Source organism: Opitutus sp. sgz309028, from assembly GCF_059821195.1.
Genome location: NZ_JCAMRR010000001.1, coordinates 621,338 through 647,110 on the forward strand (window position 1 = coordinate 621,338; position 25,773 = coordinate 647,110).

18 protein-coding genes and 1 riboswitch are annotated in these 25,773 nt (G+C 64.1%); of the genes, 7 read left to right on the forward strand and 11 right to left on the reverse strand.

The window, feature by feature from the left end:
* Positions 1 to 15: 15 nt before the first annotated feature.
* Both AC6RV7_RS02275 and AC6RV7_RS02280 read right to left on the reverse strand, forming a co-directional pair.
* Complete coding sequence (locus AC6RV7_RS02275) at positions 16 to 606, reverse strand: plasmid pRiA4b ORF-3 family protein (RefSeq protein ID WP_500092277.1); 591 nt, start codon at positions 604 to 606, stop codon at positions 16 to 18.
* Positions 607 to 692: 86 nt separating this feature from the next.
* Positions 693 to 3,047, reverse strand: coding sequence for a TonB-dependent receptor (locus AC6RV7_RS02280; protein ID WP_500092278.1), 2,355 nt, complete (start codon positions 3,045 to 3,047; stop codon positions 693 to 695).
* A gap of 66 nt (positions 3,048 to 3,113) precedes the next feature.
* Positions 3,114 to 3,227, reverse strand: a riboswitch (TPP riboswitch).
* A gap of 369 nt (positions 3,228 to 3,596) precedes the next feature.
* Between AC6RV7_RS02280 and AC6RV7_RS02285 the strand changes: the two genes are divergently transcribed.
* Complete coding sequence (locus AC6RV7_RS02285) at positions 3,597 to 5,420, forward strand: hypothetical protein (protein WP_500092279.1); 1,824 nt, start codon at positions 3,597 to 3,599, stop codon at positions 5,418 to 5,420.
* Between the two features lie 308 nt (positions 5,421 to 5,728).
* Positions 5,729 to 8,383, forward strand: coding sequence for a hypothetical protein (locus AC6RV7_RS02290; protein WP_500092280.1), 2,655 nt, complete (start codon positions 5,729 to 5,731; stop codon positions 8,381 to 8,383).
* A gap of 486 nt (positions 8,384 to 8,869) precedes the next feature.
* On the opposite strand, the gene AC6RV7_RS02295 is transcribed toward AC6RV7_RS02290, so the two are convergent.
* Entirely contained in the window at positions 8,870 to 10,069 is a 1,200-nt protein-coding gene (locus AC6RV7_RS02295) for a KamA family radical SAM protein (protein ID WP_500092281.1), read from the reverse strand.
* A 263-nt stretch (positions 10,070 to 10,332) separates the two neighbouring features.
* Here AC6RV7_RS02295 and carA point away from each other — a divergent pair, with 263 nt between their 5' ends.
* A complete protein-coding gene (gene carA, locus AC6RV7_RS02300) occupies positions 10,333 to 11,505 on the forward strand; it encodes a glutamine-hydrolyzing carbamoyl-phosphate synthase small subunit (RefSeq protein WP_500092282.1) in 1,173 nt (390 codons plus the stop codon).
* A 60-nt stretch (positions 11,506 to 11,565) separates the two neighbouring features.
* Here the strand turns inward: carA and kdsB are convergent, their stop codons facing one another.
* Entirely contained in the window at positions 11,566 to 12,318 is a 753-nt protein-coding gene (kdsB, locus tag AC6RV7_RS02305; protein WP_500092283.1) for a 3-deoxy-manno-octulosonate cytidylyltransferase, read from the reverse strand.
* Positions 12,319 to 12,399: 81 nt separating this feature from the next.
* Here kdsB and AC6RV7_RS02310 point away from each other — a divergent pair, with 81 nt between their 5' ends.
* The 3 genes from AC6RV7_RS02310 (at position 12,400) to AC6RV7_RS02320 (ending at position 14,111) form a co-directional block, all read left to right on the forward strand.
* Entirely contained in the window at positions 12,400 to 12,702 is a 303-nt protein-coding gene (locus AC6RV7_RS02310) for an HPr family phosphocarrier protein (protein WP_500092284.1), read from the forward strand.
* A 234-nt stretch (positions 12,703 to 12,936) separates the two neighbouring features.
* Positions 12,937 to 13,272 carry a transposase gene (locus tag AC6RV7_RS02315; RefSeq protein WP_500092285.1) on the forward strand — a complete coding sequence of 112 codons (336 nt, stop codon included), beginning with the start codon at positions 12,937 to 12,939 and terminating at the stop codon, positions 13,270 to 13,272.
* Positions 13,269 to 14,111 (forward strand): IS3 family transposase, encoded by an 843-nt coding sequence (locus AC6RV7_RS02320; RefSeq protein WP_500092286.1) that lies wholly within the window; start codon positions 13,269 to 13,271, stop codon positions 14,109 to 14,111. Before AC6RV7_RS02315 ends, AC6RV7_RS02320 begins: the two co-directional genes overlap by 4 nt.
* Before the next feature lie 147 nt (positions 14,112 to 14,258).
* Here AC6RV7_RS02320 and AC6RV7_RS02325 read toward each other — a convergent pair whose 3' ends face one another.
* The 6 genes from AC6RV7_RS02325 to AC6RV7_RS02350 all read right to left on the reverse strand — a co-directional run bounded on the left by AC6RV7_RS02325 (position 14,259) and on the right by AC6RV7_RS02350 (position 20,098).
* The gene (locus AC6RV7_RS02325; RefSeq protein WP_500092287.1) at positions 14,259 to 15,077 is read right to left on the reverse strand and encodes a TatD family hydrolase; all 819 of its coding nucleotides are present in this window, start codon (positions 15,075 to 15,077) and stop codon (positions 14,259 to 14,261) included.
* 84 nt (positions 15,078 to 15,161) lie between these two features.
* Complete coding sequence (locus AC6RV7_RS02330; protein ID WP_500092288.1) at positions 15,162 to 16,658, reverse strand: carboxypeptidase M32; 1,497 nt, start codon at positions 16,656 to 16,658, stop codon at positions 15,162 to 15,164.
* Positions 16,659 to 16,721: 63 nt separating this feature from the next.
* The gene (locus AC6RV7_RS02335; protein WP_500092289.1) at positions 16,722 to 17,648 is read right to left on the reverse strand and encodes a DUF4097 family beta strand repeat-containing protein; all 927 of its coding nucleotides are present in this window, start codon (positions 17,646 to 17,648) and stop codon (positions 16,722 to 16,724) included.
* A gap of 87 nt (positions 17,649 to 17,735) precedes the next feature.
* Positions 17,736 to 17,993: a hypothetical protein gene (locus AC6RV7_RS02340; protein ID WP_500092290.1), complete on the reverse strand. Its 258-nt coding sequence runs from the start codon at positions 17,991 to 17,993 to the stop codon at positions 17,736 to 17,738.
* Between the two features lie 70 nt (positions 17,994 to 18,063).
* Positions 18,064 to 19,587, reverse strand: a complete 1,524-nt coding sequence (locus AC6RV7_RS02345) for an endonuclease/exonuclease/phosphatase family protein (protein ID WP_500092291.1) — start codon at positions 19,585 to 19,587, stop codon at positions 18,064 to 18,066.
* A gap of 1 nt (position 19,588) precedes the next feature.
* Entirely contained in the window at positions 19,589 to 20,098 is a 510-nt protein-coding gene (locus AC6RV7_RS02350) for a hypothetical protein (RefSeq protein WP_500092292.1), read from the reverse strand.
* 86 nt (positions 20,099 to 20,184) lie between these two features.
* Here AC6RV7_RS02350 and hrpA point away from each other — a divergent pair, with 86 nt between their 5' ends.
* Positions 20,185 to 24,336 (forward strand): ATP-dependent RNA helicase HrpA, encoded by a 4,152-nt coding sequence (gene hrpA, locus AC6RV7_RS02355; protein WP_500092293.1) that lies wholly within the window; start codon positions 20,185 to 20,187, stop codon positions 24,334 to 24,336.
* Between the two features lie 998 nt (positions 24,337 to 25,334).
* Here hrpA and AC6RV7_RS02360 read toward each other — a convergent pair.
* Positions 25,335 to 25,769 (reverse strand): TPM domain-containing protein, encoded by a 435-nt coding sequence (locus tag AC6RV7_RS02360; RefSeq protein WP_500092294.1) that lies wholly within the window; start codon positions 25,767 to 25,769, stop codon positions 25,335 to 25,337.
* Positions 25,770 to 25,773: the final 4 nt, after the last annotated feature.

The window sequence follows — 25,773 nt, forward strand, 5'->3', positions numbered from 1 at the left end:
GGCTGCGGCGCCCGCTCACTTGCCGAGTTTGCGGAGCGCTTTGTTGATTTTTTCCAGGTCGCAGGCGTCGGCCTGGAAATCCGGTCCGAGCCATTCGATCCACTCGCGGCCGAGTTCGGTGTGCGGCTCCTTGATGCACGCAAGCATGTCGTGAAACGCCTCGAGTCCGCCGCAGTCTTCCGGCGGACCCGCGCGTTCGCCAGCGATGCAGAGCGGATAGTGCACGCCCTTTTGCGCGGCCTGCGATTTCTCGACGCGGATCTCGACCTGCCAGCCTTCGCCGAAGTGGTAGCCGTAGGCGAAGCGCGCGCGATTCTCGAGATCGAGATCGGCGAGCGTGACGTCGCGATCGTCCTCGATCGTGAGCTCGTCGCGCTTCAGCGGATTGCCGAAACGCAGGTCGTCGAGGTTGAAGGCGTGCGTCTGGTAATCGAACCAGTCGAACAGGATCTGGATGCTGTCGTGCAGCCGCGAGAGCCACATCGACTCGCGCACGAGCAAGCGCCGCCACACGGGAGGATTCGTGCCGACTACGTGCAAGCGCAGGACGAAAACCCGCTCCGGGGCCTTCTTCGCCGAGCCTTGCCCTTCATGAAGTCCGATCATTCTCCCACTACAGGCGCCGCCACAGTCTGGCGCAAGCGAGCAGGAGACGGACGCGTGTCAGCGACCCGCGTCCGTCGATCGAACGATCAGAACTTGAACTTCACGTAACCTTCCACGCGCAGCGGCAGGTCCTGAAACACGAGCACGTTGTTCGAGTAGTTGTCGCCGTTGTGGATCCAGTTGCGGCGATTGAGGACGTTGAGGACGTCGACGTTCACCTCCCAGCGCGGTTGCCGGTAGAACAGAAACGCGTTCAGGAAAATCTGGTTCGGGATGTGGTATTCGTTGAGCAGATTGCCCGGTTGTTCGCTCTGCCAGCTGCCGCCGAGTCCGCCGCCGAAGCCGTTGCGGAACCGATACGAGAAGCTGCCGTTCACGACCCAGCGCGAAAGACCGGGGATGCGATAATCGCCGGGCGGAAGCTTGTCCCACCGGAAACCGAGGCCGTTGCCGCGACCGCCCGGCCCCTGGCCGAGCGCGTAGAGATTGTACAACGACGTGCCGCCGGCCTGCGACGCGCTGGAATTATCGAAGCGTCCATCGATGAACGCCACGTTGAAGGTCGCGTTGAAATACACATCCGGCTGATAAACGAACTCCAGTTCGCCGCCGCGGAACTTTAGATTCTTCACGTCGCCGCCCAACTCCACCTCCTGACGGCGTTGATCGTACAGCGCGAGGCCGGCGAAGAGCTTGTTGTCGAGCAGCGACCATTTCGCTCCGATCTCGGCGAGCCGGCTGAGATTCTTGAAATCGTCCGGATCGATGATGCCGCGACCGTTGCCGTCGTCCTTCAACATGATGCCGCCGCCGGTCACGTTGCCGTGCACGGCATAGGCGCGTTGATACGTGGAATAAAAGGTGAGGCGCGGCGACGCGCGGTAGATCAGGCTCGCGTTCCACGACACGGCTTCGTCGCTGTGCCGGTCGGCCCAGTGGTCGCCCGCCTCGGCGCCGAGCGGATCGCGGGCCTTCGCGTAAAAGCCGTCGCCGCGCACGCCGGCGAGCAGCGACCATTGCTCGGAGAATTTGATCTCGTCCTGCACGAAGAGCGCCGGATTCCAGAGCGTGGAATCCGTGGTTTCCGGACTGCCGTAGGACGCCGGGAAAAACAGCCGCCCGCCCGGGCCCGCGAACCCGGGCCAGTAGGATTCGGGATAATCCGCCTCGTGGCTGAAAACGCGATTCGCGCGCGTGAGGTCGTATTGGAAGAAATACTCGTTGAAGTAGTTCGTGTAGCTCAGCCGGTCCTCCCAGCGGATCGTCGCGCCGGCGATCACCGCGTGCTGGATGGCGCCGGTGTCGAGGGCGGCGTGCCACTCGGTCCGGTTTTCGAACGTGGTCTGCTCGGCCCACTCTGCGTATTCAAACGCGTGATATCGGCGGCGGTCGACGTATTCGGCGAGCGTGCGATTCACGACTTTTCGGTCGGGCGCGAGTTGCGCGCTGGCGATGAACTGGCCGCGCACGACGTTGGCGTTGGCGAAATCGCCGACCGACAGCAGGGTCGCATCGCGCGGGAGGTCGACCCAAGTGGTGCCGGGAATCGTGCCGGCGAGCGCGCCCGCATCGGAATATCCGAGGTCCGGCAGATCGCCGGTGTAATACCGGCCGTGGTCGATGAGTTCCTGGTTCGGGCGATTCACACCGAGCAACTGCGGCGTGGCCTGCCAGATATATTGGACGTTCGCGTCGAGCGTCAGCGCGTCGGAGGCGTTTCGTTTCCACGCGACGAACAAATCCTGCCGGTCGTCGCGGCCGCCGTGGCGGCGGAAGAAGGTGCTGTCCTCCTTCCCTTCGTAGCTGATGCGCCAGGCCGATTTGCCATCGGCGGTCGGCACGTTCGTGTCGACCTGCCAGGAGCCGTTCAGCCACGAACCGCCGTCCGGCACCCAGGAGCCGACGCGCAACGTGAGCGTCGTCTCACGGGAAAACTGTGGCTGCTTGGTGAGGTAGTTGACGTAGCCGCCAGTGAAAAAGCCGCTGCCATAGATCGCGGAGCCGGGGCCGCGCACGACATCGAGGGCCTCGACGCCGTTGAACGACGGCATGTAGCCGAAATTGTTATAGCTGAGCCGCTGGCCGTTCTGGAACGTTTCGGCGAGATCGCCGCGGATATTGGGAATGGTGGCCTTGCCGTAACTTGCGGGCGCGTAGCTGCCGGGAGCGAAGGCGACAAACTCGCGCACGCCCTCGATGCCGCGTTCGCGCAGGAGCGCCTGCGTGATCGACGAGGCTGCGCGGGGCGTTTCGAGGAGGCTGCGGGCGTCGCCGAAGATGCCGTCGAGCGTCCGCGTGAGCGGATTGACGGAAAGTTCGAGCGGCACGCCGACGACCTCGAAGCGCTCGAGCCGGACCGGCTGGTCGCTGTTCGTCTGCGCGTTGGCCACGGCCGTGGCGCCGGCGAAGGCAAGGTAAAGGACTGGGTGCGGGAGTTTCATGATGGTGAGTGCCGGCCCGGCACGAACTCCCGAGAAAAGGGGCGCCGTCGCACCCCTGCGGCGCAACCACCGGCGCCTGCTGTTTCCTTCGTCGGCATGATCCGTGTCAGGTTCTAAGGGTCGAGCGGCCGGTCGCACCGCAATCTCAGTCCTCCGCGGAGGACACCCCTACAGGCAAGGCGCAGTGAGGCCCGCCGCGCCGTCGCCGGCAAGCAAAAGCTGCGTCAGCCCCGCACGTGGGCCGCGTGCGATGTCGTAAAATTTCCATTACGGCCGCACAAAACCGGAACAATCGAAGCGCGTCTTTGTAGAACCGCCTTCCTGCTGCGACTGACGGGGCTTTCAGGGTGCTTTCTTAGGTAATCTTCTTGCGAGAAGATTGTCCGGAGAATGCACCCTCGGCGCCCCACCCTCATGTATCGGATTTTCTCTTATCGAGGCGGTCGATAGCCGCCGGTGTACGCGCCGGCCGGTCTTCGCAGGAAGCATGGGAGTGGGCGTTGGTGTCCCGGCAGCCGCGCCCATCGAAAAACTCCCAACCTCCTGAGAATGTTATTATCACGTGCGGCCGGCTTGTACTTTGCCGGCACTCTCCTCCTCGGCGCCGCCTCGGCCTCGGCCCAGTCGCTGTACAAATCCGACGGTTCGTTGAACCTATCGTTGTACGGTCAGCTGGCCCTGAGCTATGACAAGGCAACGATGGAGATGCGGATGGGGCCCAGCTTTCTGGATCTCAGCCCCAACGCGACCGACGATCGCCCGACGTTGTATCGGCCGAAATCCTACACGCGCACCAGCGGCTATATTCGCACCAATCCGTACGAGCTCGGCAGCTCGCCAGTGACCGACAGCGATTACTGGAGCGAGAGCGGCCAGGTCGGCTACGTGCCGGACAGCGCCTCCGATCCCGGCCTCGACCGGGTGCAGGTTTACGCCTACTACGACCGCGTGTTCGCCATCAGCCCGCGACTCGACTGGGCCAGCGGCAAACCCCACCCGGATCCGCAGACCCGCGAGTCCTACTACTCCACGTTGTTCGGCGAGGCGCCGAAGTATCCGATCGCGATGGCGCGCAACTACGGCATGCAGTGCAACGAGGCGCTTGTGATCTATCGCGACGGCTACCTCGGCGTCGCGGGCACGCAGACCAGCCGCACCAGTGCGGAGCGACCGTATCCGGGTTTCGTTTTCCCGGAAAACAAAGTGCCCACGGACATCGCGATCACCACCGGCAATGAGTTCGCCCTGGTCACGATCTGGGACATCACCGCCAAGAAAGGTCAGCTCGCGGTGCTTGCACTCGAGGCGAAGTATCTGCCGTTCCACACGTGGCCGTACATGGGCCTGCCCAATCAGGGCAGCTGGTCGGCGTTCAAGCTCCTCGGCTACGTTGATCTGCCGATGAAGATGCCGACGTCCGTCTCGGCCGCCAGCAACGGCTGGTGGAGCGGCCCGTCCCAAACCGGCGGCAAGGTGCTCAGCCAGATCAATCTGGCCAACGACGCCGACCGCAAGAATGTGTACAGCGGCGCCTGGAACGGCGTCGTGGCCACGAAGGGTTACGCCGTCGTGGGTTCGAAATACGATAACAAGGTCGCGCTCGTCGACCTCGCGCCGTTGTTCAGCTACATGCGCGAGAGTTACTTGAGCTCGGCCACGAACTACAAGGCGACTCTCGCCGCGCGTGGCACGGCGGCGAACAAGTTCCCGCAGGCGTTTTCCGCCAAGCCGTCGATCACGCCCAAAGTGGCGTGGGAATCCACCGTGGCGAAACCCAACGCCGTCCTCGCCGGCATCCGCATGGATCGCTGGACCAAGGATTACTACAAGGCCTACGTCGCCTCCGAAAACGGCACGATCAGCATTATCGACACGACGCCGCTGATGCGTCGCAACTCGTGGGAGCGGCTCGGATCCCTGCGGATCGCGGGCACGTTCAACGTCGGTCGCAATCCCGTGAGCATGTGCTTCACGCGCCGCGGAGATAGCAATCTGCCGCTGCTGCCGAAGCTCAGCAACGGTTCGCAGGCGAAAGCCGATCCGCTCAACAACCTTCTCTACATCGCCGTGCGGGGCGATCGGAAGGTTGTCGCCGCGGTGACGTTCGAAGGCAAAGGCTCGGTGTATCGGACTATCAAGGACAAGCGCATGGGCGACCCCGTCGCCGTCAGCACCGCGATTCGCGGACCGATCCTCTCGGTCGCCGATTTCCGCGGCAAGAAGCTGATCAGCTTCCGCGTGGGCAAGATCACCGACTCCCGTAACAACAAGGTTTACGGTTCCGGGGCCGATGGGAAAGCGGCGTTCGAATACGCCGGCGATGTGCCCCTCGCGGGCCATCCCTTCCTGATCAACAGCACCAACGTGAACTGACCCCGGTCGGTTCGACTGCAGCGCGGCCAAGCCGTTCTGCCCCAGCACGACAGGCGATCCGTTCGATCGCCTGTTCTGCTGCCCCTCCTACCCCACACACGCACGCTCCGCCGGCCCTCCCTGCCGAGGGCGAATCGCCGGCGTTCCTCAGCCGTTCATGTAGGTAAACAATCGATACGGCGCATCGGTAAACCTCCCAAGGAAACTCACAGGGTTTTGACCACATGGAGACTTCCCTCAGTGCCGTCTTGAGTGTTCTGCTCGCCATGTCCGGCAAGCACCCAGTCGAAAATAGAAGGAATCCTGTAATGTTATACTCACCTGTTAGAATCGCGTTGTTCGGCCTCGCTGCTCTCGGCGGCCTCTCCGCGACCGGATTTTCGCAATCCGTCACCCGCCTCGTGTTGGTGAACACGAGCACCCAGAAAGATATTCGTGCCCTCACCAACGGCGACACCATCGTCTTGTCCGTCGACGGCACCGCGCTGAATGTTCGCGCGGAAACCAGCGGCACGGTCGGCAGCATCGAATTCAGTTACGACGGAGCGTATGTGCGCACCGAGAATCTGACGCCCTACGCGTTCGCGCTCGATGACAATGGCGTATATCGCAAATGGACGCCCACGGTCGGCACGCACCGCATGAAGGCCCGGGCGTTTACCAAGAGCAATCGCGGCGGCACCGCTGGCGCGGCGCTGGAACTCACGCTCAACGTCGTGTCGAGCGCCCCGACGGGCGGCGACTCCGGCACCAAGGAACCGGCCCCGCCGACCACCGGCTCGTCGATCAGCCAGGTCGTTCTCATCAACGCCGACAGCCAGAAGATCCTGCGGCCGCTGGCCAACAACGACGTCATCTCGCTGTCCTCCGACGGTCTCTCGCTGAACCTGCGCGCCGACGTCTCCGGCAAGGTCGGCAGCGTGGCCTTTTATCTCGACGGCAAATTGGTTCGCACCGAGAGCGTCGCGCCCTACGCGTTCGCCGCCGACGACAACGGCAAATACTACAAATGGACGCCCCCGCTCGGCAGTCACACGCTGCGCGTCGTGCCCTACGAAAAAGGCGGCGCCACCGGCACCGCCGGCCAGGCCCGCGAGATCGCCTTCAGTGTCGTGTCCGGCACCGTGGTCTCGCCTCCGCCCGCGCCGAAACCGACGCCGGAGCCCGAGCCTGACGTCACGCCCGATCCGGTGCCCCCGTCGAAGGGCGCTCTGTCGTTGTACAAATCCGACGGCTCGCTCGATCTCTCGCTCTATGGCCTGCTCGCGCTCAGCTACGACAAGGCCACGATGGAAATGCGTCTCGGCCCCAGTTTCCTCGATCTGAACCCGAACGCGCCCGACGATCGTCCCACGTTGTACAAGCCGGCTTCTTACAAGCGCACGAGCGGCTATATTCGCACGAATCCGTACGAACTCGGCGGACCGCCGGTGACGGACGGCGATTACTGGAGCGAGAGCGGCCAGGTCGCCTACGTGCCGGATGACGTCTCCGATCCCGGCCTCGATCGCGTGCAGGTTTACGCCTATTACGATCGCGTGTTTGCGATCAGCCCGCGTCTGGACTGGGCCAGCGGCAAACCGCACCCCGACCCGCAGACCCGCGAGCCCTACTACACCACGCTGTTCGGCGAGGCGCCGAAGTATCCGGTCGCGATGGCGCGCAACTACGGCATGCAGTGCAACGAAGCGCTCGTGCTTTATCGCGACGGCTATCTCGGCGTCGCGGCCACGCAGACCAGCCGCAACGGCTCGGAGCGTCCGTATCCCGGCTTCGTTTTCCCGGAGACGAAGGTGCCCACCGGCATCGCGATCACGACGGGCAACGAATTCGCGCTCGTCACCGTTTGGGATATCGCGGCCAAGAAGGGCCAGCTCGCGGTCTTCGCGCTCGAAGCGAAGTACCTGCCGTTCCACACGTGGCCGTACATGGGCCTGCCGAATCAGGGCAGCTGGTCGGCATTCAAGCTCCTCGGCTACGTCGATCTGCCGATGAAGATGCCGACGTCCGTCTCGGCCGCCAGCAACGGCTGGTGGAGCGGTCCGTCCCAAACCGGCGGCAAGGTGCTCAGCCAGATCAATCTGGCCAACGACTCCGACCGCAAGAATGTGTACAGCGGCGCCTGGAACGGCGTCGTGGCCACGAAGGGTTACGCCATGGTCGCGTCGAAATACGACAACACCGTCGCCATCGTCGACCTCTCCCCGCTGTTCGGCTACATGCGCGACAGCTACCTGAGCTCCGCGACGAGCTACAAGAACACCCTCGCCGCACGCGGCACGGGCGCGAACGACTTCCCGCAGGCGTTTTCCGCCAAACCGTCGATCACGCCGCAGGTCGTCTGGCAAAGCAGCGTCGCCGAGCCCACGACCGTCCTCGCCGGATTCCGCGTCGATCGCTGGACCCGCGACCACTACAAGGGCTACGTCGCCTCGGCCGACGGCACGATCAGCATCATCGACACGTCGTCGCTGCTGAAACGTTACGATTGGGAACGCAGCGGCAGCATCCGGAAAGTCGGCTCGTTCAACGTCGGCCGCAATCCGGTCAGCATGGCCTTCACGCGCCGCGGCGACAGCAATCTCCCGCTGCTGCCGAAGTTGTCGGACGGCTCGCAATCGAGGGCCGATCCGCTCAACAACATCTTCTACATCGCCGTCCGCGGCGAGCGGAAGGTGGTGGCCGCCGTCACGTTCAACGGCCAGGGCGCCGTCTACCGCACGATCAAGGACAAGCGCATGGGCGATCCCGTCGCGGTCAGCACCGCGATCCGCGGGCCGATCCTGTCGGTGGCGGACTTCCGCGGCAAAAAGATGATCAGTTTTCGAGTCGGCAAAATCACGGACCTGCGGAATAACAAGGTCTATGGCTGTGGCGCCGACGGAAACGATCCTTTCGAATACGCCGGCGACACACCCTTCGCCGGGCATCCTTTCCTGCTCAACACCACGAACGTTAACTGATCGCAGGTCCAAAACATCATCAAGCGACACCGCGGCGTCATTCAGCTGACGCCGACCCACGTGGAAGCCGGCGACTCGAAAGGGTCGCCGGCTTTTTCGTTTTCCGGTCGCCTCCCGATCCCGGAAAACACAAGAGCCGCCCCTCGCGGGGCGGCTCAAGTGACCTAACACCAAGCAAACCGTAAGAACTACAAACATTCACCGTCCCTGCGGACGATGTTGACTACGCAGAGATAGACGGGGTGCTCACCGAAACGCTCAAAAAAAGTTCAACATTTTTGGCCGACAGCGTCAGGCCTACGCAATCGGCTGTCACCCAGCCGCCTGCGCCGTCAAATGCCTCCCGCAACCCATGAAGAATCGCGTCGCGCGTGAACCCCTCGAAACGCCGCCCCAAAGTTGTAGGGCGAGGTCTCCCGATCTCGCCGAATCCCCGCCGGACGCCGCCAGATCGCGACCTTCCCTCTCTCCCCCGCGCCGCGCCGTTTACGGCACGATCTGCGGCAACTCCGCCGGGGCCTCCGTCGGCGCCGCGTTTTCCTGCGGCAAAGGCGTGCTTTTCAGAGGATAGCGGAAAATGCGGCCTTCGTAATTCCGGAAAACGACTTCGTCGTCTGTGATGCGCTCGAGATAGTCCGGATTCATCGGGACCTTCCCGCCGCCACCCGGCGCGTCGATCACGAACTGCGGCACGGCGTAGCCCGTCGTATGCCCGCGCAGCGCCTGGATGATCTCCAAGCCTTTGCGCACATCGACCTTGAAGTGCGAACCGCCCGTGATCAGGTCCATCTGATACAGGTAATACGGCCGCACGCGCATCCGCAAAAGCCGGTGGACGAGCGCCTTCATCACTTCGGGATCGTCGTTCACCCCGCGCAGCAGCACGCTTTGGTTACCCAGCGGCACGCCGGCGAAGGACAGTCGCTCCATCGCGTCGCGCACCTCCGCCGTGGCTTCCTTCGGATGATTCATATGAATGCTCATCCAGATCGGGCCGTAACGCTTCAACACCTCGCAAAGCTCCGGCGTGATGCGCTGGGGCAGAAACACGGGAATGCGCGAGCCGATGCGGATGAACTCCACGTGCTTGATCGCGCGGAGACGGCTCAACAAATGCTCCAACTTCTTGTCCGACAGCAGCAACGGATCGCCGCCCGACAAGAGCACGTCACGCACTTCCGGATGCGCCTCGATGTAGCGCAGCCCTTGTTCAAACTCCGGATGGAAGTTGTAGTCCTGCGCGTTCGAAACCAGCCGGCTGCGGGTGCAATACCGGCAATACGCCGCACAGCGATCCGTGACGAGAAACAGCACGCGATCGGGATAACGGTGCACCAAGCCGGGAACCGGCGAATGTTCGTCCTCGCCGAGCGAATCCAGCTGCTCCTCGGCCGAGATCTGCATTTCACCGGCCCGAGGAATCACCTGCTTGCGGATCGGGCAGTTCGGATCGTCGCGGTCGATGAGATTGAAAAAATAAGGCGTGATCGCCAGCGAGAGCTTTTTGTCGGCGAAATAGCAGCCGGCCCGCTCCTCGGGCGTGAGCGTCATGAACTGCTCGAGTTGGGCGACGCTCGTGATGCGATTCTTCAGCTGCCAGATCCAGTCCTGCCACTCGGCTGGCGGGATGTGTTGCCAAAGCCCCTGGCCTTCAAACCAGGCGGCGCGATCTTCGGTATAGGACATGGGAAAGGTGGCGACAGCCCTAAACAGCGCGACGGGGGAGTCAAACGGCTCCGCAGAATTGTTCTTGGCGCGAAGTGCCAAGGGTTGTCATCCCCCACGCGGTAAGCGCCGTCAGCCAGCCCTCTTCCAAGCGCGACGGACATCGCTCATCCGGAACCCTGCGCATCGGCGTCGCGGCTTTTTCCCCAAACTGCCGCTTTTCGCCGGCGCCGGCGCATTTCCCCCTTGGCAGGGCCAATCCAACGGTTTTTCGTCGGGCTTTAATGTCCCTAACCAAACCCGGAGTTCTCGCACTGGAAGACGGTAGTGTTTACCACGGTCTCGCGTTCGGCGCCGCCACGACGATCGCCGGCGAGTGCGTGTTCAACACCTCGATGACGGGCTATCAGGAGATCATCACCGATCCGTCGTATTTCGGCCAGATCGTCACGATGACCGCCGTCCAGATCGGCAACTACGGGCTCACCCCCGAGGACGAGGAATCGTCCGGCCCGAAATGCGCCGGCCTCATCGTCCGCGAGCTCTCCCCTGTCGTCTCAAACTGGCGCGCGTCCATTTCGCTGCCGGACTACCTCGCGAAATACGGCATCCCGGGACTCAGCGAAATCGACACCCGCGCGCTCACAAAAAAGCTGCGCGTCGACGGCGCCATGAAGTGCTGCCTGTCGACCCTGCCGATTTCCGACGAGGAAGCCGTCGCCCGCGCCCGCGCCTGGCGCGACATGTCCGGCACGGACTACGTCAAGGACGTCACCTGCACCGAGCCTTACATCTGGAGCCCGAGCGATCCGGCCAATTTCAACGCGCCTTACCTGCCCGTCGGCACCACGATGAACGCCCCCGGCGTTCCCGAGAAAAAGTTCCGCGTCGCCGCCTTCGACTACGGCGCGAAGCACAGCATTTTCCGCAAACTCGTCCGCCACGGCTTCGAGGTGCAGGTGTTTCCGTCGACCGCCAGTGCCGCGCAGATCCGCGAGCAAAAGCCCGACGCGCTTTTCCTCTCCAACGGTCCCGGCGATCCGGCCGCGCTTGCCTACGTGCACAAAACCGTGACCGACCTGCTGCCCGAATTCCCGACCTTCGGCATCTGCCTCGGCCACCAAATGGTCACGCACGCGCTGGGCGGGAATACCTTCAAGCTGAAGTTCGGCCATCGCGGCGGCAACCAGCCCGTCAAGAATCTCGAAACCGGCCGTGTCTCGATCACCGCGCAGAATCACGGTTTTGCCACCGATCCGAAATCGATCGAAAACCGCGGCGCGAAGGTCACGGAAATCAATCTCAACGACAACACCGTCGAGGGTCTCCGCCACACCTCGCTCCCGGTCTTCAGCGTGCAATATCACCCCGAGGCCGCGCCCGGCCCGAACGACGCCGACCCGCTGTTCCTCGATTTCTACAAGATGGTCGAGGCCCGCAAGGCCGGCAAAATCTGACGCGCCTCGCGCGGCCGCATGCGGCCGCCCCACGCGGTGGCCGGCCACCGGGCGCTCGTTTTACTTCGCCGCTTTGAGCGCCTGCTCAAAGCGTTTCGCGTCATCCGGCGTGTCGACGCCGATCGTCGGGTCTTCCGTCACCGCGCAAGCGATGTCGTAGCCGTTTTCCAGCACGCGGAGCTGTTCGAGTTTTTCGATCTGCTCGTAACGGCCCATCGGCAGCTTCGCGAATTTCTCCAACAGATCCGCGCGATAGGCGTAAAGGCCGAGGTGTTTGAAACAGGGATTCGCCTGCACCCACGCGTCGTCGATCGTGAGGCCGAGATCGCGCGAAAACGGCATGCGCGAACGGGAGAAATAAAGCGCGCGCCCATCCTGCCGCAGCACGACCTTCACCTGATTCGGATTGTAGAAATCGACGACACGTTTGAACGGCGTCACGAGCGTCGCCATCACCGCGCCGTTCTCGAGCAAGCCCGACAATGCCCGCAGCTGCGCGCCCGTCACCAGCGGCTCATCGGCCTGCACGTTGATCACGTGCTCCGCCCCGACCGTGCGATTCGCTTCCGCGATGCGATCCGTCCCGCTCTGATGCGCGGCATCCGTCATGATCGCATTGAAACCTGCTTGCACCACGCAGTCCCGCAGCAGCGCGTGATCGACTGCGAAATGCAGCGGAAATTCCGGCGCCTCGCGTGCGATTCGTTCCGCCACCCAGAGCAGGAGCGGCTTGCCTTCGATCTGATGCAAGAGCTTGCGCGGGAAGCGCGTAGACTCGAGGCGACATGGCACGATGATCGCTGTTTTGGGCATCCGCTTGCAGACTGCCGCCGGGTTTTTAGGTTGCAAGCCACCGTCTCATCCCGGATTTACGCCCTCCCTTCTCCGACCTTCATGAACAAAAGCGACGCCACACCTGCCGCATCTCAGCAGCTTATTCGAGAGTTGGTTGTACAGAACAAAATGGGCATCCACGCCCGCCCCGCCGCCATGATCGTCCGGATCACGAACAAGTTTAAGTCCGACGTCTTCGTGGAAAAGGAGGAGGAGCAGGTAAACGGAAAGAGCATCATGGGTCTGATGATGCTCGCCGCCGGCAAGGGTTCGAAGGTGCGTTTCATCGCCAGCGGCGACGACGCCGCCGCGATGCTCGACGAGCTTGAAGCGCTCTTTAACCGCAAGTTCGACGAGGCGTAAAACCGGCCCACGAAATCGGAATCGAAACTATGACGAAGGCGGCCTCACAGCCGCCTTTTTTCGTGCTCGTGGCTGACGGAGAGGAACCACGAAATACACGAAACACACGAAAGCCAAACCACTGAAAATTTGGCCCACGGAATACACGGAAGAAAAGACGAACTCCGACTCCGTCCTTTTGAGGTTGCCCCGATTTGACGGACAGGGATTGGGCTCAAAAAAGAGAGCCTACCAATGACCCAATCAAGTTCAGACGGCGCAACGCGCCGTCGCAAGTTTACCGAGCAATACCGGCAGGATGCGGTGGAGCTATGGCGCACGAGCGGCCGCAGCGCGGCCGAGATTGCGAGGCAACTGGGGATTCGCGCCGACCTGCTGTATACCTGGGGCAGCCAAGCGCGGCCCCCGGGGGCCGCCGCGCCGGCGCGTTCGCCCGAGGAGCTGGCGCGCGAGAACGCGGCGTTACGCGAAGAGGTGGAGCGCCTGCGAGAGCAGCGTGACATCCTAAAAAAATCGCTGGGCATCCTCACCGAACCGCCGCTGAGAGGTTTGCCCAAATCAAAGCCTTGAGCGGCCAACACGACGTGCAACGGCTGTGTCATGAACTGGGCGTCTCGCGCAGCGGCTACTATGCTTGGTGCCGCCGCCAGCAGCAGCCGAGCGCGCGGGCCACGGCGAACCGCCAACTGCTGAGCGAAATCGCCCGGGTGCATGCCGAACACCGCGAGGTCTATGGCAGTCCGCGCATGCGCTTCGCGTTGCGGGACCTCGGGGTGCATTGCGGCCGTCATCGGGTCGCTCGTCTGATGCGGGCGGCTGGCTTGCGTGGGCGCCAGCGCCGCCGCTTCCGGGCGCGCACGACCGATAGCCACCACGCCCATCCGATCGCGCCCAATCATCTGCTGCAGATCGCCCGGCCGCAGCGGCCCGATACGGTCTGGGTGAGCGACATCACCTACGTGCAGACGGCGACAGGATGGCTGTATCTGGCGGCCATCATGGACCTGTGCAGCCGGCGCGTGATTGGCTGGGCGACGGCCACCACGCTGGAGACCTCGCTGGTGTTGAGCGCACTCGAACGAGCGGTCGCCGTCCGCCAGCCCGCTCCCGGTGTCATGGTCCACTCCGACCGTGGTATCCAATACGCCAGCACGACTTATCGCAACGCTCTGGCCCGCCATGGCCTGATCGCTTCCATGAGCCGGCGGGCCAACTGCTACGACAACGCCGCCATGGAGTCGTTTTGGAGCACGCTCAAACTGGAACACCTGTTCCGTCATCGCTTCCGCACCCAGGCCGACGCCCACCGTGCGATCTTCCACTACATCGAGGGCTTCTATAATACCCGCCGCCTCCACTCCGCCCTGAATTATCGCACGCCGCTCGACTTCGAATCTGTCAGCAACTAACCACATCAAATCCGCTCAACCCCGTGTCCGAAAAATCGGGGCAAACCCATTTTCGTGTATTTCGTGTGTTTCGTGGTTTTAAAATTCCGTGTTTTCCGTGTGTTCCGTGGGCACCTCTATCATTGCCCCCCTGCAGTTCCGTGGGCTCTAAAGCCCGAAGAACCTTCGCGCGTTCGCCGTGGTGACTCCGGCGAATTCCTCGTCGCTGACGCCGAATACTTCCCGCGCACAAAAGTCCGCCGTGTGCCGCACGAACGCCGGTTCGTTCGGTTTGCCGCGGTGCGGCACCGGCGTGAGATACGGCGCGTCCGTCTCAATCATCAATCGCGCGAGCCCCTGCGCCTTCATCGCCGCGCGCACGTTCTCAGCGCTCTTGTAGGTCACGATGCCCGTGAACGAGCCGAAGCCGCCGCGGCTCAGCAACTCGTTCATCTCCGCCTCGCCTTCCGTGAAACAGTGAAACACGACGCGCGTCCAGTCCACGCCGCTCGCGTCAATCATCTCCACGCACTCCCGAAACGCCCCACGCGAATGCACCACCACCGGCGTGCCGAGCCTTTTCGCAATCCCGAGCTGCGCCGCAAACGCCGCGCGCTGCCACGCGAAAATCCGTTCCGCCTCCGCCGGCTCCTTCGGCAAATGAAAGCGATCCAGCCCGCACTCGCCCAGCGCCACCGGCATAACTGCGTTCGCGCCGTCTTCATTTTTCCAAAATGCCTCGATGCCCGCCACCGCGTTTTCCCAATCCGCCTCCACCGAGCACGGATGCAGCCCGACGGTGTAACGGATAAAACCGTCCGCCGCGTGCTCCGACGCGAGTCCGCGATACAGCGCCCAGTCGTCGGGTGACGTGCCGATCGTGATCATCGTCCCCACGCCCGCCGCTTGCGCGCGAGCAAGGATTTCCGCCAGCGCACCTCTGCGTGCGAACGATTCCAGATGGGTGTGGGTGTCGATCAGGGACATGCAGCCGAAATTCCAAGCTTCAGACGTCCGGACGCCAAACAAATCTCCGCGACGCCCGGTGGCGACCGCCTCGACCGCCGGCGCTCATACGCGGTAAAGCGTCGCGTATCGCTCGCGCAAATACCGCACGAGCCACTTCGGCGACAGCTCCTCACCCGTCGCGCGTTTCACCAATTCGGGCAGCAAATATTTCCGTCCCGGCGCGTGCACCGTCTCGCGCAGCCAGCCGAGCAGCCCGGAAAAATTCCCCGCCGCAAAGTCGTCCTCCAGCGCCGGCCGCACCTCCAGCGCGCGATACCAGAGCTGCGCGGCCATCATGTTGCCGATGCAATAACTCGGGAAATAACCGAACGCGCCGTCGCTCCAGTGCACGTCCTGCAACACGCCTTCGCGATCCGTCTCCGGCTCCAGACCGAGCAACGCCTTCGATGCCTCGCGCCACGCCGCGGGCAGATCGCGCACCGCGAGTTCGCCGGCAAAGAGTCGCTGCTCCAGCTCGAACCGCAGGATGATGTGCAGGTTGTAGGTCACTTCGTCCGCATCGACGCGGATCGGCGTCGGCGCGACCGCGTTGATCGCGAGGTAAAGTTCGTCCGACGTCACGTCCGCCGTCTGCTTCGCGAAGAGCTCGCGAAGGCGGGGTTCGAAAAACCGCCAGAAGCCGCGGCTCCGCCCGACCTGGTTTTCCCACAGCCGGCTCTGCGATTCGTGCGCCCCCATGCCCGCGTGCATCCCGAGCGCGGTGCCGTAATGTTCGCGGCGCAGACCTTGTTCATACAAGCCGTGTCCGGTCTCGTGAATCGCGCTGAACAACGAATCGAGCGGCTCGTCTTCCTTGAACCGCGTCGTCATCCGGATGTCCGCGCCCGTGCCGGAGCAGAACGGATGCAACGACACGTCGATCCGCCCGCGGCTGTAGTCGAAGCCGATCCGCTCCGCCACCTCGCGCAGAAACGTGCGTTGCAGCTCGACCGGAAAACCGCGCAACGCGTCCTTCCTCGGCACGACCGGCGAGCTCGTGATCGCCCGCACCAGCGGCACGAGCTCCTCCTTCAATTCGTCGAAGAGCGCAGCCACCATCGCGGTCGAGACGCCGGGATCGCTCTTGTCGATCATGTAGTCGTAGGCGCGGTCGCCCCAACCGAGATAGCCCGCCTCCCGGCGCGCGAGCTCGAGATTCTTTTCGAGCACAGGTGCGTAGCTCGCGAAATCGTTTTCCTTTCTCGCCTCGGCCCACGCGTGATAACCGCGGCTGCCCTGCACCGCCTTTTCGCGCACGAATTCGGCGGGCAGCTTCGTCGCCCGTTTGTAATCTCGCCGCGCCTCGCGCAGCACTGCGGCGTGATCGCCGGTGGGTTCAGACTCGTCGCGCAACGTCGCGAGCAGTTCGCCAATACGAAGATCGCTCGCGGCCGCATGCGTCGCCGCCGCGAGCGCGGCGTGCTGTTCGGCACGTTGGTCCGCGCTGTTCGACGGCAGGTTCACCTGCTCGTCCCACCCCAACAGTTCGCCGATGGTGCCTAGCAGGTGAGTATGCTTCAGCCGCTGGACCAGTTCCGCATAAGCGTCTTCGCGCGTCATGCGTCCACTGAATCAACCGGCCGCCGCGGCGCCAGCGCGATTCCGCGGCGCCCGCGATCCGGCTCAACGGGTCTTCACGTCGATGTCGCCGCCACTTGAGCGTAGTTTCAGCAGCGGACCGCCGCCGTTCACTTTGCCCGCCAGCCGGCTTTTGCCCGAACCGCCGCGTTCGATCGTGATCGTGAGACCTTCCGCGTCCACGTCGCCGCCGCTGGTCGAGGCATCGAGATTGAACGCCGCGGTCTTGTCGACCGTCACGCGCACCTGGCCGCCCGAAGTGCCCAGCACGCAATCGCCCTGGAGCGGCCCGCGGATGCCGGCGCGCACATTGCCGCCGCTCGTGTCCGCCTGGATCGAGCCTTCCACCGACTCGATCTCGATGTTGCCCCCGGATGTATCCAGTTCCGTGTGACCGCCGGCGCGCTGCACGCGGATGTTGCCGCCGGAGGTGCCGAGTTTCACGCGGCCTTTGCCTTCCGCCAGCCGCACATCGCCGCCGGATGTGCCAGCGTCGACGTCGCCGGTGATCCGGCCCAACGTCACGTTGCCGCCGGAGGTGCGCGCCTGAAGGCGTCCGTCCAGATCGCCGACGTCCACGTTGCCACCCGACGTCCGCAGGTCGGCGTGATAGCGCGTGGGAACGGAAACAACAAAATCGACCTGCACCGGCTGACGGCCCCATTTGATCCCGTTCAACTTCGCCCGCGCGCGCACGTCGTTGCCGTTTTGCTCGATGGTGAGATCGAGGTCCTTCAAAAGCCTGTCCGCCTCGGCTTCCGAGCTGGCGCGGATGCGTTGTTTCGCGACCACGTTGACCTGCGAGGTTTGCGCTGTTTCGACGCGGATGCTTCCACCGGAGGTTTCGACCGAGAGCGTTCCGCCCGGCTGGACGTTGAAGCTCTTTTCGACGACGCGTTCGATTTCCGCGGTGGCAGCCAGCGGCAGCGCAGCCCAGAGGCCGGCCGCGATCAGGAGGGGGAATGTTTTCATAGCGGTAAAACGAAAACACCGCGCCCGCCGAAAAGTTACATCTGCCGGGCCGGATTCTCTCCGGAGCGCCCCACCGCCCAAAACCGACTAAACCTTCGCGCTGTTATCGCATTTGTAGTGCACTCGCGAGCGCCGCAGCGCATGCGCGCGCAATGCCGCATCCTGGGCGCCGTTGCGCGTTTGCACCAGATGCCGCTCCGCTTCCACGATGCCTTGCGCTTCCGCCAGCAGACCGACCAGCAGGAGCGACTCGGCGGACGCCGTCAGCCGGCTCGCCGGAAAATTCGCCTGGGCGGCAAGCCAGCGCACCGCGCGCTCCATCGGATTCTGGTTCAACAAGGACATGTCGCCAGCACGAGTCTCACACGCGCCCGCCCGAGGCGAGCAAACATCGCGCGCCCGAGCGCTTCCCGTCTTATTTCACCCAACTCTCGTCCTGGACGACGAACTGCCAGCGTTCCCGATGCTGGCCGAGCTCGCCATAAAATCGGATCGCTTCCCCGGTGCGGTGATTCGCCCGCAAGGTGTCGCGCAGTTTCGCATCGAAGCTCCACACGTCGTAAACCTCGCCGAGAAACTCCACCGCCAGCCGCTTCCCCGGCGCCACCCGCCCTTCGACCCGCACGATGCGTCCGAGATTTTCCGGCCTCCGCAGACTTTCGCCCGTCGGCAGCTCTGCGGCGCGCAACGCCACTTTCTCCAGCTCAATCCGCGCATAATCGATGCTTTGCTTCAACGGCGGCAGCTCGCCGGTCGAAGCCTGGCGCAGCGGCAGCCAGCGATCCGAGCGGTCGTCGGGCACGGTCGTGAATTTCGCGTAGATGGGAAAATGATCCGAGAACCCCGCGCCCGCCGGCCCATCGAAACTCCAGCGTTTCGGCAGTCCGCTGGCGTCGAGATTGAGGCCGGGCATCTTCGCCGCGCCGAAGGAGTTGTCCACATACTGGACGCCGCGATAATCGTAGAGGCCGCGCGTGACCAGCATCTGCATCAGCGTGCCCCACTCGCCGCGAAACGTGTCGCTGCCGCGCTCGGCCGGCGGCACCTCGAACCACAGATTGTAGAGATCGCGCTGCTCGCCGCGGATCGCGAGCTCGTTGCCCTGCGAGCCGAGCACGTCGTTGATGCCCGTCACGGACATCTCCGGATAACGCTGCTTCTGGTTGTAGTGGGAATTGAAATCGCCCGCGACGATCACGTCGGCCTGCCGGTCGGCCGCGAGGATTTCGTTGAGCCGCGTCCGCAGCGTGCGCGCGTTTTCCACGCGTGTCTGCTCCGTCTGCGGATCGCCCGCGCCGGATTTCCAGTGATTGTTGAGCAGATACAACCGCGCCCCATCGACGTCGACCTGCACCTCGAGGATCGCGCGCGCATCGCGGGTGGGATGCGATCGCACGGCCTTGATCGGAAAACGCGTGAAAACGACGCACGTCTGCGCGAGCCGCCGCTGGCCACCCGCGCCAGCCTGGACGTTCTCGCCGACGACGATCTCGTAGCCGGTGAGCCCGCGCTCCGCGAACGCTTTCGCCAGCAGGGCTTCGGCGGGCAGATCCGCGATCGCACGGTCGAACTTCCCGCCCAGCATCTCCTCGAGCCGCAGGCTGGCGTAACGCTGCAGGATGCGCGCGTAATTGGGTGCGAGCCGCGACGGCGTCTGATCCGCCTCGAATTCCTGAAACAGGATGATGTCGGGTCCGCGTCCGCCTTCGAACTGCGCCACGACGTCCGTGATGTTGCGCAGCTTCGTCAACAGATGCGCCCGCGTGTAACGAGATGGCTGATACTCCTCGAACGCCGCGACGCCGTCGGCGTCGAAGAGGTTCTCCACGTTGTAGGTGAGCACGATGAACGGCCGCGCGCTGGCGGTCGCCGCCATCCAGGCAAAAACGACGCCGGCCAGCGCGCCGCGCCATGCCCGCATCGCACTTCGTCCTTTCATGTCAGATTTCCGTTTCCACCGCGGCGGTGACCGCCGGCTTCCGTTGCAGATAATAAAGCGTCAAACCGCCCTGATAACACACTGTCACGACGGCGATCGTGCCATACGCGATCTTCGCGACGGCGCGAAGATAGTCCTCCGACGACAGGCCCAGCTGCCGCGCATTTTCCGCGATCAGCGGCGCCATCTCCTTGGGAATCGGCGGCACGGTCGCGAACAGCAGGCTCCACGCGCAATACGCCAGCAGCACGGCCATCAGGTAGGGCTGGCTCGCGATCAGCCAGTTCATCCCGCGCGCATGGCCGGCGCGCAAGAGACCGAGACCGTGCAGTTCGATCGCGCCCGCGGCCGCCACCAGCAGGCCCACCGCCGCGCCTTGGAAATCGCGGCCCGACGCCGCCGCCAGCGCGAGAAAGCCCGCCACCGCCAGCACGCTCAAGCCATCGATGTTCGCCACGCGCGTCACGCGCTGAAACGTCTCCTCGGGCAAAAGCGGTGGTCGTTTTGTCATTCGGGAGTTCAGCAATATTCCAGTTGGTATCGTCGCGAGAGTCGTTCTGGATTCTTCGCTTCGTCGTTAATGACAACCTAATTTTCGTGGCTGCCGCACCCGCCAATTCCTTTCCGTTCCGCCTCGAGTTTCCGCCCGAGCTGCCGATCTCCGCGCGGGCGGAGGAGATTACCGCCGCCATCCAGGCCAACCCGGTCGTCATCCTCGCCGGCGAGACCGGTTCCGGCAAAACCACGCAGATCCCCAAAATGTGCCTCGCCGCCGGTCGCGGCACGCACGGCCGCATCGCCTGCACCCAGCCGCGCCGCGTCGCCGCGCTGTCCGTCTCCCGCCGCGTGGCCGAGGAGCTCGGCGTTACGTGGGGCCGCGAGGTCGGCTGCAAGATCCGCTTCAACGACGAAACCACGCGCGACACCGTCGTAAAATTCCTCACCGACGGCATGCTGCTCGCCGAGGTGCAGGGCGATCCGCTGCTGCGCGATTACGACACGATCATCATCGACGAGGCGCACGAGCGCTCGCTCAACATCGACTTCCTGCTCGGGCATCTCCGCACGCTGCGCTATAAACGGCCAGAACTGAAGATCGTCATCACGTCGGCCACGATCGACACCGCCGCGTTCAGCCAGGCGTTCGACGGTGCCCCCGTTGTCCAGGTCGAGGGGCGCACGTTTCCCGTCGAGGTCATCTACGCGCCACTCGACGAATTCGGCCGCGATTACACCGACAACGACCAGAACGAGGAAAAATCCGACGCCTCCGCCGTCGCCTCGGCGCGCGCGGAGGCGCTTCACTACCTCGACGGCGCCGCCGAGGCCGTCGAGCGCATCGTCCGCGAAAGCGCCAGCGGTGACATCCTCGTTTTTCTCCCGAGCGAACGCGACATCCGCGAACTCCGCGATCTGCTCACCCCGCGCGTCGAGGACCGCCGTTCGCGCAGCGAGCTCGTGCCGTTGTTTGGCCGGCTCTCCAACGCCGAACAACAGCGCGTCTTCGCGCCCACGCAGCACCGGAAAATCATCCTCGCCACCAACATCGCGGAGACTTCGCTCACGATTCCCGGCATCCGCTTCGTGGTCGACACCGGCCTCGCCCGCATCAGCCGCTACTCGCCGCAGGCGCGCACGCGCCGGCTGCCCATCGAGCCCGTTTCCCAGTCGAGTGCCGACCAGCGCAAGGGCCGCAGCGGCCGCGTCGCCGACGGCGTCTGCATCCGGCTGTATTCGGAAAAAGATTACCTCGAGCGCCCGCGATTCACACAGCCGGAAATCCAGCGCGCGAATCTCGCCGACGTGATCCTGCGCATGAAGGCCTTCGGCCTCGGCGACATCGAGCGTTTCCCGTTCATCAACATGCCGGCCGCGAAATCCATCCGCGCCGGCTACGCCTTGCTCGAAGAGCTCGGCGCGCTCGCGCCGTCGGACGCCTCGGGTAAGGCGGAGTCTTCCGCCCCCGCCGCCGCGCCACGCCAGGATCAGGAGAATCCGCCCTACAGCCGCGCGCTCACGCCCCTTGGCCGCGAACTCGCCCGACTGCCGGTCGATCCCACCGTCGGTCGCATGATTCTCCAGGCGCGCGCCGAGAAGGCGGTCCGCGAAGTGCTCGTCATCGCCGCCGGCCTCTCGATCCAGGATCCGCGCGAGCGTCCGCTGGACAAGCAGCAGCAAGCCGACGCCGCGCACCGCCGCTTTCGTCATCCGGATTCGGATTTTCTCACGCTCCTCAACATCTGGGAAACGTATCACGACGAGTTTGAAAACCTCTCGCAGGCCCGGCTGCGTCGCTTCTGCCGCGATCACTTTCTGAGCTACACGCGGATGCGCGAGTGGCGCGACATCCACGCGCAGTTGCTCGACGTGTTGCAGGAGCGCGAGAACTTCAAACTCACGAGCGCGTTTCACGGTCTGAAAACCATCGACGACGCGTCCACCGCGTTCGGCACGCCACCCTATCGCGCGATTCACCGCAGCATCCTCGCCGGCCTGCTCGGCAACATCGCGCGGCTCGACGAGGAAACCGGCGCCTACAAGGCGACCCACGATCGGCGCGTCGCGCTTTTCCCCGGCTCCGTGCTGTTCCAGAAAGCGGAACCCGCGAAACGCCGCTCCGATGGCGAAGGTCGTTCCGCGCCCAAAAAAACGAAAGCGCCCCGCTGGATCATCGCTGCCGAGATCATGGAGACGTCGCGGCTCTACGCGCGCACCTGCGCGCGGCTCGACCCGGTCTGGGCGCTCGACCTCGGCACGCACCTGGTGCGCGTCGCGCACAGCGAGCCGTTCTGGAATGTCGACGCCGGCCGCGTGATGGTGAAGCAGCGCACGCGGCTCTACGGCCTCGAGCTCGAAAGCCGCAGCGTCGGCTACGGCAAAATCGATCCGGTGCACGCCACCGAAATCTTCATCCGCGAAGGGCTGGTGAACGACACCGTCACCTTCCCGCTCGATTTCATCACGCACAACCGCAAGGTCCGCGAAAACGTCGAAGCCGTCCTCACACGCACACGCGATGCCGGTTATCTCAATCTCGACGAAGCCGCGTATCGATTTTACGGAGACCGCCTGCTGCCTGCGACCGCGACGCCCGCCGCGCGACCGGCATCGGAGGATCCGGCCGCGACTCCCGTGGGTGTTTCCTCCGTCGCCGAACTGGTCGACCTCGTGCGCGACCGGCGCACCACCGATCCCGATTTCCTCAAGATGAGCGCGGACGATCTGCGCGATCCGACGGCGGTGACGCCCGACGCGGAATCTTTTCCCGTCGCGTTGCCGCTCGAGAATCGCGCGCTGCCGCTCAACTACGCCTACAAGCCCGGACAGGCCGACGACGGCGTGACGCTCGACGTCAACGTCCGCGAAGCCGAGGCGCTCACGCCCGCTGCACTCGACTGGGCCGTGCCCGGTCACCTCGAGGCGAAAGTCGAACACTACCTGCGCGCTTTGCCGAAAGATCTGCGTCGCGCCTTTATTCCGCTTGCGGAAACGGCGCGCTCGCTCGCCGCACAGGTGGCGCAACGCGACCGGCTGACCGATCGACGCGAGACGCTCGTCGAAGCGCTGACCTTCCAGATCGCGGAGCGCTTTCGCGTCGCCGTCGATCCGGCGGTGTGGGCCGACAGCCCGCCGCCCGAGCACTTGCGCGTCCGCGTGCGCGTGCTCGACGATCGGGGTCGCGAAATCGTCGCCAGCCGCGAACTCCATGAAATCCACGCCGCGCTCCACGCCGAGAAACGCGAAGCGAGCGTCGCGATCGCCCGCGCCGAACCCGAAGTGTGGCGGCGCGCCCGGGCGCGTCACGAGCAGCCGCCCGCGAGCACGTGGACGTTCGGCGCCATTCCGGAACGCGTGCTCGTGACCGAGCAGGCCGGCGTGCCGGTGCACGCGTTTCCCGCGCTCAGCGTCGAAACGGACGGCGTCGCGCTGCGGCTGTTCAAAACACCCGAAGACGCGCAGAAGCAGATGCGACGCGGGCTCTCGCGTCTGCTCGAGCTGGAACTCAGCCGCGATCTCGGCTGGCTCGAACGCGACCTGCGCGGCTTGCGCGAACTCGGTCCGCTCATCGCCACCCTCGCGCCGCTCGATCAGTTGCAGGCCGACGCGTTTGTCGCGCTCCGTCGCTGGCTTTGTGATCCCGCGCGGATCAAGGCGAGCGGCAAACTCGATACCGCCTCCTTTTCGGCAGCGCTCGAAAAAGCGAAGACCGATTTCCGCGGACTCGTGCCGCGGCTCGTGGACCTCCTGCGCGAGATCCTGACGCTGCGGCAGGCGCTGTTCGTGCACCCGCAGCCGCATCCAAATCTTGAACGCGACCTCGCGACGCTGCTCCCGCCCGATTTCATCCGGACGATACCGTATCCGCAGCTCGCGCATTTCCCGCGTTACCTGCGCGCGATGAAGCTCCGCGCAGATCGCTGGCGCCAGAATCCCGCGAAGGATACGGAACGCGCAAAACAACTCGCACCGTATCTCGCCGCGCTGGCGCGAATGCCATCGGAAGAAACCGGCCTGCGCTGGTTGATCGAAGAGTTTCGCGTGAGCCTCTTCGCCCAGGAGCTCGGCACCGCCGAACCGGTTTCCGCCGCGAAACTCGATCGCGCGCTGGCTGGATCGGCCAAGGAGCGCGGCGCGGCCGCCGTCGAACCGCCGCCGGCGCCGCGGCCGATTGTCGTGGCGCCGTTGCCGGAGAAAAAAGCTGCGCCGGTAAAATCGCTCAACGCGCTCGACCGACTCTTCCAGCGCTGAGGCGCGACGGTGCCGTTTTCCGCTTTTCGCCGGCGCCCGCCGAACTCAGGACGCGTGGGACACGCGTCCCTACCTCGGATTGGTGATCGGGACGATCGCCGCTACGCGGTCGCCGAGTATTTAAACCACAGTAATGCACGGAGCGCACGGAATGAGGGACGAAAACAGAGTCAGTATTTTGTGCATTCTGTGCATTCCGTGGCTAAAATTTCGGCTTCCGCTTTTTCGCCGGCGCCCGCCAAACTCAGGACGCGCGGGACACGCGTCCCTACCTCGGATTGGCGATCAGGACGATCGCCGCCACGCGGTCGCCGAGTATTTAAACCACAGAATGCACAGAACGCACGGAATGAAGGACCGAAAAAAGCGGTCAGTATTCTGTGCATTCTGTGCACTCCGTGGTTAAAATTACGGCTTCCGCTTTTTCGCCGGCGCCCGCCAAACTCAGGACGCGTGGGACACGCGTCCCTACCTCGGATTGGTGATCGGGACCATCGCCGCTACGCGGTCGCCGAGTATTTAAACCACAGAATGCACGGAACGCACGGAATGAGCGGCGAAAACAGAGTCTGTGTTCTGTGCATTCTGTGCATTCCGTGGTTAAAATTTCGGCTTCCGCTTTTTCGCTAGGCGCCCGCCGAACTCAGGACGCGTGGGACACGCGTCCCTACCTCGGATTGGTAATCGGGACGATCGCCGCTACGCGGTCGCCGAGTACTTAGACCACAGAATGCACGGAACGCACGGAATGAGGCGCGAAAACAGCGTCACTATTCTGTGCATTCCGTGGTTAAAATTTCGGCGTCCGCTTTTTCGCTAGGCGCCCGCCGAACTCAGGACGCGTGGGACACGCATCCCTACCTCGGATTGGTGATCGGGACGATCGCCGCTACCTCGCCAGTGGATTTTTTGAACCACAGAACGCACGGAATGAGGGACGAAAACAGAGTCAGTAACCTGTGCACCCTGTGCATTCCGCGGCTGACAATTTGATCGCTTTACACCTCCACAATCGAGTCGGGCAGTTCGTTCTTGTCGTCAGGTTGGCGGGGAAAATGCGCGGCCAACAGTGCGCCGGCGCGTTCGATCGCCTGCACCAGGCCCGCGGTGAAGTCGCCGGCGCGAAATTGTTTTTCCATCGCCGCCGCGACCTCGCGCCAGAACGCCTCGCCGCATTTCTGATGCACGCCCGTGTCGCCGATCACCGCGAACGTGTGCGAGCGCGGCGCGAGAAAGATCAGCACGCCATTGCGCGCCGCCGTGCGGGTCATGCCGAGCCGCTCGAAGTGCGTCCGCGCCGACGCAACCGGATCCGGTGCCGGCTGACGCGCGAGGAGCACGCGGATCTCGCCCGAGGTTCGCCGCTCCGCGGCGCCGATCGCGGCGACCACTTTGTCGTGATCGATGTGAGGTTCTTTTTCGAGCAGGCTCATGCGT